The 12479-nt window shown below is 69.6% G+C and carries 9 protein-coding genes and 1 pseudogene; 2 read left to right on the top strand and 8 right to left on the bottom strand.

Annotation, left to right across the window (positions count from 1 at the left end):
• Window positions 1–23 precede the first annotated feature (23 nt).
• The gene (locus ACO6VK_RS03200) at window positions 24–971 is read left to right on the top strand and encodes a DMT family transporter (RefSeq protein WP_422505541.1); all 948 of its coding nucleotides are present in this window, start codon (window positions 24–26) and stop codon (window positions 969–971) included.
• 9 nt (window positions 972–980) lie between these two features.
• Here the strand turns inward: ACO6VK_RS03200 and ACO6VK_RS03195 are convergent, their stop codons facing one another.
• From ACO6VK_RS03195 to ACO6VK_RS03165, 7 genes are all read right to left on the bottom strand, one after another.
• Window positions 981–2141, bottom strand: a complete 1161-nt coding sequence (locus ACO6VK_RS03195) for an AAA family ATPase (RefSeq protein WP_422505540.1) — start codon at window positions 2139–2141, stop codon at window positions 981–983.
• Between the two features lie 157 nt (window positions 2142–2298).
• Window positions 2299–3360 (bottom strand): DUF1176 domain-containing protein, encoded by a 1062-nt coding sequence (locus ACO6VK_RS03190; RefSeq protein ID WP_422505539.1) that lies wholly within the window; start codon window positions 3358–3360, stop codon window positions 2299–2301.
• Between the two features lie 8 nt (window positions 3361–3368).
• A complete protein-coding gene (locus ACO6VK_RS03185; RefSeq protein ID WP_422505538.1) occupies window positions 3369–4439 on the bottom strand; it encodes a GGDEF domain-containing protein in 1071 nt (356 codons plus the stop codon).
• 66 nt (window positions 4440–4505) lie between these two features.
• Window positions 4506–5228, bottom strand: coding sequence for a pseudouridine synthase (locus ACO6VK_RS03180; protein ID WP_422505537.1), 723 nt, complete (start codon window positions 5226–5228; stop codon window positions 4506–4508).
• A gap of 54 nt (window positions 5229–5282) precedes the next feature.
• Window positions 5283–6917 carry a sensor domain-containing diguanylate cyclase gene (locus tag ACO6VK_RS03175; RefSeq protein WP_422505536.1) on the bottom strand — a complete coding sequence of 545 codons (1635 nt, stop codon included), beginning with the start codon at window positions 6915–6917 and terminating at the stop codon, window positions 5283–5285.
• Between the two features lie 175 nt (window positions 6918–7092).
• Complete coding sequence (locus ACO6VK_RS03170) at window positions 7093–9435, bottom strand: putative bifunctional diguanylate cyclase/phosphodiesterase (RefSeq protein WP_422505535.1); 2343 nt, start codon at window positions 9433–9435, stop codon at window positions 7093–7095.
• Between the two features lie 262 nt (window positions 9436–9697).
• The gene (locus ACO6VK_RS03165; protein ID WP_411850405.1) at window positions 9698–11659 is read right to left on the bottom strand and encodes a DEAD/DEAH box helicase; all 1962 of its coding nucleotides are present in this window, start codon (window positions 11657–11659) and stop codon (window positions 9698–9700) included.
• Window positions 11660–11927: 268 nt separating this feature from the next.
• On the opposite strand from ACO6VK_RS03165, the gene ACO6VK_RS03160 reads away from it, so the two are divergent.
• Window positions 11928–12158: an RNA-binding S4 domain-containing protein gene (locus ACO6VK_RS03160; RefSeq protein ID WP_411850404.1), complete on the top strand. Its 231-nt coding sequence runs from the start codon at window positions 11928–11930 to the stop codon at window positions 12156–12158.
• Between the two features lie 30 nt (window positions 12159–12188).
• Here the strand turns inward: ACO6VK_RS03160 and ACO6VK_RS03155 are convergent.
• Window positions 12189–12479, bottom strand: a pseudogene (locus ACO6VK_RS03155) (hypothetical protein); the annotation flags it as partial.

Below are 12479 nucleotides of genomic sequence, written 5' to 3'. Positions count from 1 at the left end.
CCGGCTTCCCGCACAATATGCGGATGCCGATGACCGATACCCGCAAAGCCCTGCTGCAAATCCACTTCTGTGTGCTGCTGTGGGGCGTCACTGCCATCCTCGGCAAGCTGATCACCCTGCCCGCGCTGCCGCTGGTGTGGTGGCGCATGCTGCTGGTGGTGGCCATGCTCGCGCTGCTGCCGCGGGTCTGGCGCGGCCTGCGCCAGCTCTCGCCGGCCCTGTTCGCCGGGTACTGCGGCGTGGGCGCGCTGGTCGCGCTGCATTGGTTGACCTTCTATGGCGCGGTGAAGCTGGCCAACGCCTCGGTGGCGGCGACCTGCATCGCGCTGGCGCCGGTGTTCACCGCCGTGATCGAACCGTGGGTGGCCAAACGCCCCTTCCAGCTGCGCGAACTGGCGTTCGGCATCGCCGTGTTGCCGGGGGTGGCGCTGGTGGTCGGCGGCGTGCCGCACGGCATGCGCCTGGGCGTACTGATCGGCGCGCTGTCGGCCTTGCTGGTGGCGGTGTTCGGTTCGCTCAACAAGCGGCTGGTCAGCCATGCCGACCCGCTGACAGTCACCGCGCTGGAGCTGGGCGCGGGCACGGTGACGCTGACGCTGCTTGCGCCGCTGCTGCCGTTCCTGCTGCCGGCGCTGGCCAGCCCGCTATGGGTGGTGCCCGACCTGCACGACGGCATGCTGCTGCTGGCCCTGGCCGGCCTGTGCACGCTGCTGCCGTTCGCGCTGGCCCTGGTGGCGCTGCGCCATCTCAGTGCCTACACCGTGCAGCTGGTGACCAACCTGGAACCGGTCTACGCGATCCTGCTGGCGATGGTGCTGCTGAGTGAACAGCGCGAGCTCACCCCCCTGTTCTACGCCGGCGTGGCGATCATCGTCGGCGCGGTGTTCCTGCATCCGCTGCTCAACCGCCGCAAGCCGGTCGAGCATCCGGAGATCCTGGGCACGGCCGAAGCCCGCAACATCGCCGACTGACGCCGGGGATCAACGCGCGGGCCAGTACCAGGCCGGCGCATCCAGCAGCCCCTGGCCCAGCACGCGGGTCTGGCTCATTTCCTTGTGCAGCCGGATTGCATGGCAGGCGGGCGCTTCCTGCAACGCGGCGATCAGGTGGCTCGCGTGCGATACCACCCAGACCTGGCTGCGCACGCTGGCGGCGATGAGCAGCCGCGCCAGCGCCGGCAGCAGGTCCGGATGCAGGCTGGTTTCCGGTTCGTTGAGCACCAGCAGCGGCGGCGGGCGCGGGGTGTACAGCGCGGCGATCAGCAGCAGGTAGCGCAGCGTGCCGTCGGACAATTCGGTGGCCGCCAACGGCCGCAGCAGGCCGGGCTGCTGGAACGTCAGCGACAGGCGGCCGTCGTAGGCGTCGATAGCCACCTGCGCGCCCGGGAAGGCATCGTCCACCGCACCGGTCAGCCCGTCGACATCGCCGATTTCCACGATGGTCTGCCAGGCGGCCGCGAGATCATGGCCATCGTTGGCCAGCACCGGCGTGCGGATCGCCAGGCACGGCTGCCGCGCCGGCGCGGCCATGTCGGTGCGGAAATGGTCGTGGAAGCGCCAGCATCGGATGTAGTCGCGCAGCTGCATCACCTCGGGCATGCGCTGCGGATCGGCCAGTTGGGTGAACAGACTGTCGAACGCCGACAGCGGTTCCTCCAGCATGTCCCAGCCGCGCCCGGCACGGCGACGCACGCGCGGGCCACGCCGCTCGACCAGCAGGTTGGCACTGCGTGCGAACGGGCCCGCCCAGATGCACTCGGTCTTGATCTGGGGTTCCCGGTCGAACATCGACATGCCCGGCACCGGCAGGCCGAGGTCGATCGCATAGCCGAACGCCTCGGCCGCGAAGCCCAGCTTCAGCGACACCGGATGGCGGCGCGCGGTGCCCTGCACCGGCACCTCGCCGGCCCGCATGCGGCGGTCGATCTCTTCCGGGCCGGCCCACAGTGCCGAGCCGAGCCCCCCTTCGCGGGCCAGCGCGGCGGCCACCCCGCCCTGCGCGGTTTCGGCCAGCAGGCGCAGCGCGCGGTACAGGCTGGACTTGCCGCTGCCGTTGTCGCCGGTCACCAGGTTCAGGCGCTGCATCGGCACCACCAGCCCATGCAGCGAGCGGTAGTGCGAGATGGCAAGGGTCTGCAGCATGGGCGCGTCCTGACGACAGGGAGAGCGCGCAGTGTGGCGGGGGGGGGGGGGGGGGGGGAGGAAGGGCGTATGTCTATGAACATGCGTGTTGGGACAACAGGGGGGGCCTGTGTTGTGGCGGGGCACGGTCGCAGTGCCTGCGACCGTGCCGATGCCGTCAGGGGGCGTTGGCGGTACGCCACAGCGCGGGCCATTCGGCCGCATCATCGCCACGGCAGGCCCCCATGTGCTCGTAGGCGAGCAGTGCAAAGGTGGTGCCGGTCCAGCCCCAGCGCGCGCCACTGCCGCAGTCGCCGATGCCGCGACCACGCCCGGAATGGGTGAGCACGCCATCCTCGAACGCGGCCGAGGTCAGCATGTCCAGGCGCGTGCGCACGCCAGGCAGCGCGAACGGCAGGGTCGGCGTCACGCGGGTGGCGCGCGACGCGTCGGCCACCGGCACGCGGAACACCAGGCTGGAGCTCTGGTACGCGCCGCGCAGGCACTCGATCAGCACCAGCGCCTGGGTATCGTCCAGCGCCGCGGCCTCATCGAAGGCATCGTCACCGCCATGCTGGCTGCAGTCTTCGCGCTGGATCACGGCCGACTGGCTGCGCCGCACCTGGGCGATCAGCCGTGCCTGGGTGGCCGCGTCGAGGGCGCGGCGCGGCGGCGGCGCCAGCGTCACCCGCGGCAACGGCGCCGCGGCCGGCACCTTGCTGGCCGCTGCATCGCCCCGTCGCAGCAGCGCGGTGCCGCCGCCGAGGCGGCCCTGGGTTTCATCGACCAGCAGCAGCGCCGCGCTGAGCCCACCCAGCGGTATCGCGTCGCGCTCGCCGGTACCGAAGCGCAGCGCGCTGCCGTTGCGCACCGCATCGATGAACCCCTGCGCAGCGGCCAGACTGCGGGTCTGTCGCAGCACCCGCTCGGCGCCATCGGGCGCGCGCGTCCAGCCCGGCGCGGCCAGCGCCACGGGTTTGCCGTCGAGCAGCAGCGGCGCACTGCCGCCACGCGTGGGCAGCACCACGCTCACCTCGATGGCGCCCTGCGGGCCCGCAGCGCGCTGCACGGTGATGCGTCCATCGACGCCTTCGGCAGCACCGGAGGCCACGCAGCGCGCGACGTTGTCGCAGGCCACGACCCAGTCCTGGAACTGGCGGTACACCGGCGTGGCGGCATGCGCGGGCAGCGCCGCGGCCAAAGCAACGGCCAACAGCGGCACCACGGAAACAACGTTCATGAACATCCTTATTCGGCAGGCACGACGCGATTGCGGCCTTCGCGCTTGGCACGGTACAGCGCGGCATCGGCACGCGCCAGCGTCTGTTCGACCGTGTCGCCCTGGCGGTGGGCGGCAACGCCGATGCTCACCGTCAGCGGTATGCCCAGCGGCAGGTCGGCCGCCGCCATGCGCAGGAATTCGCACTGCATCTCGGCCACGCCCAGCGGCGTATCCGGCATCACCACCACGAACTCCTCACCGCCGTGGCGCGCCGCCATGCCGCTGCCGGCGAAGGTGGCACGCAGCAACCGGCCAAGTTCGGCCAGGACATGGTCGCCGCTGGCGTGGCCGTACAGGTCGTTGACGTTCTTGAAGTGATCGATATCGAGCAGGGCCACCGACACCGCGCGCGGCGCGCCGTCGGCATCGTGCAGCGACGCGTCCAGGAACGCGCCCATCGCCCGGCGGTTGGGCAAGCCGGTCAGCGCATCGGTCCGGCTCTGTTCGGCGAGGTCGGCGTTCTGCCGTTCCAGCAGCGCGTTGTACTCGGACAGACGTTGCTCGTACCACGCACGTTCGCTCATGTGCTGCTGGATTTCGTGGGCGTATCGGCGCAGTTCCATGACCAGCGAGACCTGCCGCGACAAGGCGGTCAACGCCTGCATGCGCTCGGGCGACAACCGGCCCGGCGCGGCATCGAACACGCACAGCGTGCCCAGCGGCAGCCCTTCGAAGCTGAGCAGCGGCGCGCCGGCATAGAAGCGGATGTGCGGGTCGTCGACCACCACCGGGTTGTCGAAGAAACGCGGATCTTCGCGGGCATCCTCCACCACCATCACCTGGTCCGGCTGCAGGATGGCGTGGCCGCAGAACGAGATGTCGCGCGGTGTCTGCGGCACGTCCAGGGCCTGCCGCGCCTTGAACCACTGGCGGTCGCGGTCCACCAGCGTGACCGCGCCCATGCGCGTGCCGCAGAGCGCCGTGGCGATGGTGACCAGGTCGTCGAAGGAACGTTCGGCCGGGGTATCCAGCACTTGATAACGCAACAGCGCCTGCAGGCGCTGTTCCTCATTGTCCGGTCTGGACGGTTTGATCATGTGTCGGCTCCCGGCGAGTCGGTCGCAGTCTAGCCAATCCGCGCCGGTGCCGGTGTCAGCGGACCCTCACCAATCCAACTGCTTGGGCAACAGCCCGCGCAGTTCGGCATCGGTGAGGTTGCGCCACTGGCCCGGCTTGAGCGCGCCGATCTTGACGTTGTCGATGCGCACGCGGCGCAGCTGGGTGACGCGATAGCCGAACTCGGCCGCCATCAGGCGGATCTGCCGGTTCAGGCCCTGCTGCAGCACGATGCGGAAACCGAACTTGGCGATGCGGCTGGCCCGGCACGGCAGCGTGGTCTGGTCGTGGATGCGCACGCCACGGGCCATGCCACGCAGGAACTCGTCGGTGACCGGCTTGTTGACCGCCACCAGGTATTCCTTCTGGTGGTTGTTTTCGGCGCGCAGGATCTGGTTGACGATGTCGCCGTTGCTGGTCATCAGGATCAGGCCTTCGGAATCCTTGTCCAGGCGGCCGATCGGGAAGATGCGCTGCTCGTGGCCGACGAAGTCCACGATGTTGCCCTTGACCGCGCTTTCGGTGGTGCAGGTGATGCCCACCGGCTTGTTCAGGACGATATAGACGTGGCGGCGGCCGCCGGCCTTTTTCGCCTCGCGGGCGCGCAGCGGCTGGCCGTCGACCAGCACCTGGTCGCCCTCCCCGACCACCGCGCCGGTGCCGGCGGGCATGCCGTTGACGGTGACGCGGCGCTCGCCGAGCAGGCGGTCGGCTTCGCGCCGGGAACAGAAGCCGGTGTCGGCGATGTACTTGTTGAGTCGGATGGTCATCCGCCCATTATCCGGCAAAGCCGGGTCCGGCTGCGGATTTGCCTGCAATCGGGCTCACGCCACCTGCGGATCGGGCTGCCCGGCCAGGGCCTCGGCATCGAAGACCTGGTTGCGACCGGCCCGCTTGGCGCAGTACATGGCGTGGTCGGCACGACGCAGCAGGCCGGCCAGGTCGTCGCTGTCGGCGCGCAGCACCGCCAGGCCGATGCTGGCCGACACGTTCAGGCCCGGCACGCCGAGCCCCGGGGTCAGCGCGGCCACCTTCTGCCGCAGGTCCTCCAGCCGCGCGGCGGCGGCGGTGCGGCCGGCGCCCGGCAGCAGCACCAGGAACTCCTCGCCGCCCATCCGGATCACGTCGGCCTGGTTGCGTACCGAGGCCCGCAACGCGCGCGCCACGGCCACCAGGACCTGGTCGCCCACTTCATGCCCGTGCTGGTCGTTGATGTCCTTGAACAGGTCGATGTCCAGGAAGCCGATCGCCAGCGCCTGCGGTTGCGCGCGCGCCTGCTCCAGATACGCCGCGAGCAGGCGCAGCCCGGCACGGCGGTTGGGCAGGCCGGTCAGCATATCGGTGTCGGCCAGCTGGCGCATCTCATCGCGCTGCTGGCGCAGCCGGCCCAGGCGCAGATTGAGCGCGAACGCGGCCATCATCAGGAACCAGGTGGTGGCCACCTGCAGCGCTTCGATCCGGTAGGCGATCAGCCACGTCGCGCCGACCGCTTCGGCCACGATCAGGATCCACCACGGCAGCAGCGCGCCCAACCCGGCCAGCGCCTGCGTATCGCCGCGCCACAGTGCCCAGATGCCCACGCCCAGGCACACCCCGCAGCCGAGCACGTACAGCATCTCCAGGGTGTGCGCCAGCGTTCCCAAGGCAGGCAGGCCCAGCCAGGGCACGCTGCAGCCGGCCGCCACCAGGCCCCACAACACTCCCTGCTGCCACGCGCGCGACCGCGGCCAGCGCCGGTCGCCGCCATTGAGGCGCCACAGGATCGGCAGCAGCAGCGCCTCGGAGAAGGCGGTCAACCCCACCAGCCACCAGGAGGCGCGGTCATGCACCGGCAGCCACGGCTCGGGATAGCCGCTCAGCCCGCCGAGCACCGCCTGCCACAGCACGAACACCAGGCAGACCACCACGTAGAGCAGAAACAGGCGGTCGCGCGTGGTGGCAAACCCCATCAGCGCCGACAGTGCCAGCGCGATCGCCACGGCAATGCAGGCCGCGCGGACCAGCAGGCGCGCGGTGTCGTTCTGCTGCACCGGGCTGGGCGCACCCAGCTGCAGGGTCGGCACCCAGCGCTCCTTCAGGGGCCGGGTCCAGGACACGACGATCGGCTCGCGGTCGCCGGCCTTGGGCACCACCACCATGCCCACGCCGGCACGGAAGCGCGAATCGCGGGTGCGGGCGTCATGCATGCTGCCGCAGACCTGGCGCTGGCCGTGGCTGATGCGCACCTCACCGGACAGCACGCCGAACACGTCCACCGCCTGCGGCTCACCGGACCAGCCCTGCGCAGGCGCGGCAATCGAGAGCACGTCCTGGTGGCGTGCCAGCACCCCCGGCGCGCACGCACGCTGCGGGGTCGGCTCGGAGGTGGCCTGGCCCAGCAGGAGGTAGTCCACGCCGGCACGCGGCACATCGGCCCGCCCGGGCCAGGCGCACAGCATCAGTACCACCAGCAGCAGCATCGCTACTGCCTGTTTCCCGCACCAGCCGTGCCTGCCTGTCACAACAACGTCCTGCCCGTGCTTCACGCCAACGCACACACCGTGCATCGCCCCTGGCGCGGATTATCGCAAGAACCGCCGCCGCGGCGGTGATGACCCGGGGCCGGGGCCGCGGCTGCCGGCCCCGGCGGGGTCTTCACGCCGGCCCATGCGCCCCATCGGACGCCGCGCCCGGGTGGATCGCCCACAGGCCCTGCTGGGTCATCCGCTCCAGCGGGATCGGCCGCTCGATCGCGTAGCCCTGCAGGCCCTGCACCCCCAGCTCGGCCAGTTGACGGGCCACGTCGGCCGATTCCACCCATTCGGCCACCACGGTCATGTGCAGTTCGCGGCCCACTTCGGTGATGGCGCGCACGGCGGCGCGGTTGATCGGATCGGACTCCATGTCGCGCACGAACATGCCGTCGATCTTCAGCATGTCCGCGGGCAACTGCCGCAGGTAGCCGAACGAGGACAGCCCCGAGCCGAAATCGTCCAGCGCCATCCGGCAGCCGCGCGCCTTGACCGCGTCGATGAAGATCCGCGCCTGCGCCAGGTTGCTGACCGCGGCGGTCTCGGTGATCTCGAAGCACAGCTTGGTGGCCAGGCCGCGATTGCGCTCCAGCAGGTCGGTCACGAACGCCAGGAACGTCGGCTCGGCGATGGATTGTGCCGACACGTTGACGTTGCACAGGCCCAGCAGCTTCACATGCGTGGGGCACACCTGCAGGTGACGGAACAACAGCCCGAGCACGTGCCGGTCCAGCGCCATCGCCATGCCGTAGCGCTCGACCGCGCCCATGAATTCGCCCGGGCCCTGCAGCGCGCCTTCCGGGGTGCGCATGCGCACCAGAACCTCGTAATGCAGGAAGCCCGGATCGCCGACCCGTTCGATGCGCTGGGCGTACAGCAGCATGCGGTTCTCGGCGATCGCGCTGGCAACGCTGGACAACCGCTCGGCCTCGAGCCTGCGCTCGTCCAGCGCCATGCGGCTTTCGTTGAAGCAGTGCACCCGGTTGCGGCCTGCCTCCTTGGCCGCGTAGCAGGCGCTGTCGGCCGCGCTCATCAACCAGTTGACGTCCTGCGCTTCAGCGGTGATTTCGACCACGCCGATGCTGCAGCTCACCTTCGGCGACCCTTCGCCGTGCTGGAAACTGACCTGGCCCAGGGTGCGGGTCACCCGCTGCAGCACGCGCTTGGCTTCCTCCTGGTTGGCATCGGCGAGGAACACCGCGAACTCGTCGCCGCCCAGCCGCCCGACCCAGTCGCCTTCGCGGACCGCGCCCACCAGATAGTCGGCAAAATTGCGCAGCAGCTGGTCGCCGGCGGCATGGCCGAGTCCATCGTTGACCAGCTTGAAGTAGTCCAGGTCCAGATAACACAGCGCATGTACGCCGCCGCGATCGCGTACGTCCAGCAGCGCCAGCTCGATCAGGCGTTCGATCTCGCGCCGGTTGACCAGCCCGGTCAGCGGATCGTGGCTGGCGTGGTGCTCCACCTCACGCGCCAGCGCATGGTTCTGCGACACATCCTCGACGATGGCGAACGCGGCTGGCTCACGCCCCTTGGTATGCACCACCGTGCCGCTCCAGCGCCCCCACAGCAGGCCGCCATCGGCGCGCCGGAAACGCAGTTCGGCCGGGCGCAGCTGGCGCATCCAGTCGATCGCGCCGGTGCCGTCGACGACCATTTCCCCCTCCACCAGCAGCTCCTGCAGCGACAGGTGCAGCAGGGCATCGCGGCGGTACTCAAGGATATCGGCCATCGCCTGGTTGGCCTCGATCACGCGCCCGGCCATGTCCAGCTTGAGCATGCCGACAGTGGCCTGGTAGAACGCCGCGCGGAAGCGGCTTTCCTGTTCGATCAGATCGTTGCGCACGCGCCGCGCCAGCATCACCGCCACCAGCGTGATCATCAGCACCGACAACCCACCCACCACCAGGGTGGTCATGCGCACAATGCCCGAGGTGCGCAGCAGCGAGGCCGAGAACGCCTGGGCCTTGGTGCGCAGGCTGACATCCAATGTCTGCAACCGGGCCTGCAACGCGTCGTGCAGCGCCGGCGTCATGCCGTCCCGGCCATGCAGGGCCTGCGCCTGGTCGGCCAGTGCCTGCAGCTGCAGCAGGTCGGCATCGGTTGTGCGCCACAGCCGGACCGCATCGCGGAAATAGCCCAGGTGCCCGAGATAGCGGAACGAGACAATGAGCCGGTTGACGTCACCGGGCGCATTGTCGCCGGCCAGGAAGCCCCGACGCGCCAGCGCCAGGTCGGCGTCCGGCGCCTCCAGCGCATGCCGCGCCTGCAGGTCGCCCAGCGGGACCGCCAGCGCCGTGCGCGCGTCGGCCAGGTCGCCCGGATCGGCGGTGGCCAGGTAACGCGACAGAGCCAGGGTGGCGTGCTGCTGCGCCCGCGACCAGTGGCTCTGCCCGACGATCCACGCCGTCGAGGCGGCCTGAAGTTCCTGGATAAGGGCCGAAATGCCGACCAGACCGATGGCCATGCCGGTCAGCAACGCGAAACGCAGGATCAGGCCCCGCGTTGGATACGGTATTTCCCTGGCGCCAACCGCCCTGCCACTTCCAAGCATCGCCGATTCCCCTGGACGCTGTCGTTGTGTGGGTTCCGATTCCGTTGCGTGGTCCATCGCCGAGGCTAGGGCCAAGGATGTTGAGATGGCGCGAAACCTGCCCCCCCCTCCCTCCTCCCCCCGGAAACGACAACGCCAGCCCGGAGGCTGGCGTTGCAGGGACCGCCAGGGGCGATCAGAAGTTGCGCGGACCGCGCGGCTTGAAGCCGTCCCGGCGCGGCGGACGGTCGTTGCCGCCCGGACCACCCGGACCACGGTGACCGCCCGGGCCACCCGGGCCGCCCGGCTTGCCGCCGCGGCCGAACTTCGGCTTGAACGGCGCGCGCGGCGACGGGGTCAGGTCTTCACCCGGCTCCACCTTGCGCATCTGAAGCTGCTGGCCGGACACCCACACCTTCTTCAGGTGGGTGAGCAGGTCGCTCGGCATCTCGGCCGGCAGGTCCAGCACCGAGAAGTCGTCATGGATGTCGATGCGGCCGATGAAGCGGCTTTCCAGGCCGGCTTCGTTGGCGATCGCGCCAACGATGTTGCCCGGCTTGACGCCATGCACATGGCCCACTTCGATGCGGAAGGTTTCCATGCCCTGCTCCGGTGCACCGCGCGGGGCGATCTCACGGCGCGGGGCGCGCTCGAAGCCACCGTCGTTGCCGCCGAAGTCGCCTTCGGCACGCGGCGGACGCGGACCACGGTCGTCTTCACGGCGCGGGCCACGCTCGAAACGCGGCTCGAAGCGTGCCGGGCGTTCGCCACGGTCATTGCCACGCTCGTTGCGCTGATGCGGGGCACGCTCTTCACGCGCGCCACGCACCGGCGGGGTCAGCAGGAACGGGGCATCGCCCTGCAGCAGCTTGGCCAGCGCAGCGGCGATGTCGATCGCCGGCACGTTCTTCTCGTTTTCCACGCGCTGCAGCAGATCGCGATAGAAATCGTTGCCGCCGGCATCCAGCACGTCGCTGATGCGGCTCATGAACTTGGCGATACGGGTGTCGTTGACCGCATCCACGGACGGCAGCTGCATTTCTTCGATCGGCTGGCGCGTGGCGCGCTCGATCGCACGCAGCATGCCCTTCTCGCGCGGGGTGGCGAACAGGATCGCGTCGCCGGTGCGGCCGGCACGACCGGTACGGCCGATGCGGTGCACGTAGCTTTCGGTGTCGTACGGGATGTCGTAGTTCAGCACGTGGCTGATGCGTTCCACGTCCAGACCACGCGCGGCCACGTCGGTGGCGACCAGGATGTCCAGCTTGCCTTCCTTCAGCATGCCGATGGTGCGCTCGCGCTGGGCCTGCTGCATGTCGCCGTTGATGGCGGCCGCGGCCAGGCCACGTGCCTGCAGCTTTTCAGCCAGCTCTTCGGTCGCCGCCTTGGTACGCGAGAAGATGATCATCGCGTCGAAGGGTTCCACTTCCAGGATGCGGGTCAGCGCGTCCAGCTTGTGCATGCCGCTCACCCACCAGTAACGCTGGCGGATGTTGGCCGAGGTCGTCGTCTTGCTGACGATGGTGACTTCGGCCGGGTTCTTCAGGTAGGTCTGGGCGATGCGGCGGATCTGCTGCGGCATGGTGGCCGAGAACAGGGCGACCTGACGGGTCTCCGGCAGCTTCTTCAGCACGGCTTCGACGTCGTCGATGAAGCCCATGCGCAGCATTTCGTCGGCTTCGTCCAGCACCAGGGTCTTCAGCTCGGACAGGTCCAGGGTGCCGCGGTCGAGATGGTCGATGACGCGGCCCGGGGTGCCCACGATGACGTGCACGCCACGGCGCAGCGCCTGCAGCTGCTGGCCGTAGGGCTGGCCGCCGTACACCGGCAGCACGCGGAAGCCGGGGATGCCCGAGGAATAGGTCTGGAACGCCTCGGCGACCTGGATGGCCAGTTCGCGGGTGGGCGCCAGCACCAGCACCTGCGGCTTGGCCTGGTTGAAGTCGAGGTTGGACAGCACCGGCAGCGCGAAGGCGGCGGTCTTGCCGGTACCGGTCTGGGCCTGGCCGAGGACGTCGCGGCCTTCCAGCATGGCCGGAATGGTGGCGGCCTGGATCGGCGACGGCGTTTCATAGCCAACGGCGGCGACGGCCTTCATCACAGCGTCGGACAGGCCGAGGTCTGCGAACAGCAGCGGCGCGGGGGATTCTTGGGACATGGGAAACTCCGAAGGCACTGCCATTTTTCGGGCAATGCGATAAAAAAAGGGGATGGTCCGCGCTTTGGGCGCCCTTTCTTATCGCGTGCCCTGGCGCTGCTCGGTCGGAGGAGAATTCACTCGCTCAGGGCGCGATGATACCGCATCGTTCCTGAACCACGCGTACAGATTTCCGCCTGAATGCCGTTCCGGCCCCGGGCTGGCGCACAATACGCGCCCTCTCCCGGCCCGGTCGACCGTCCGTGCCCCTTCCCAGGATACCCGCTTCATGCAGACCCTCGAATTCGAACTGGACCGCGACTACGTCGAGCTCAAGCAGCTGCTCAAGCTGGCCGACCTGGTGACCAGCGGTGGCGAGGCCAAAACCGTCATCGGCGACGGCCAGGTCCTCGTCGACGGGGAAGTCGAACTGCGCAAGGCCTGCAAGATCCGCGCAGGCCAGCAGGTGCAGTTCGGCGATACCACCATTCACATCATCGCCGACAGCGACGCACCCTGAGCGGCGGCCGCCACAGCGACGCGCCCGCCGTCAGGAGGCGCGTGTCAGCTGGGCGGCGATCAACTGCCGGAACGGGGCCACGCCCTGGGCCAGGCGCAGGCCGGCACTGCGCAGCGCGCGGGCCGGCAGGCGGTCGTCGGTGTACAGCGTGGCGATGGCATTGGTGGCCTCATACAGCGGCCGCGAGGCCAGCCGATGACCCCGCTCGTAGCCCGCCAGGCGCGCCGGCGCGGCGATGTCACCGCCCCGGGGGGGGGGGGGGGGGGGGGGGGCGGGAGGTAGAGAGGATTTTAGGGGGCGCACGCAGATGCAAATGTATGG

This window comes from Stenotrophomonas sp. GZD-301 (genome assembly GCF_049310345.1).
Lineage (GTDB): Bacteria > Pseudomonadota > Gammaproteobacteria > Xanthomonadales > Xanthomonadaceae > Stenotrophomonas.
This window is presented reverse-complemented; position numbering and strand designations above follow the sequence as displayed.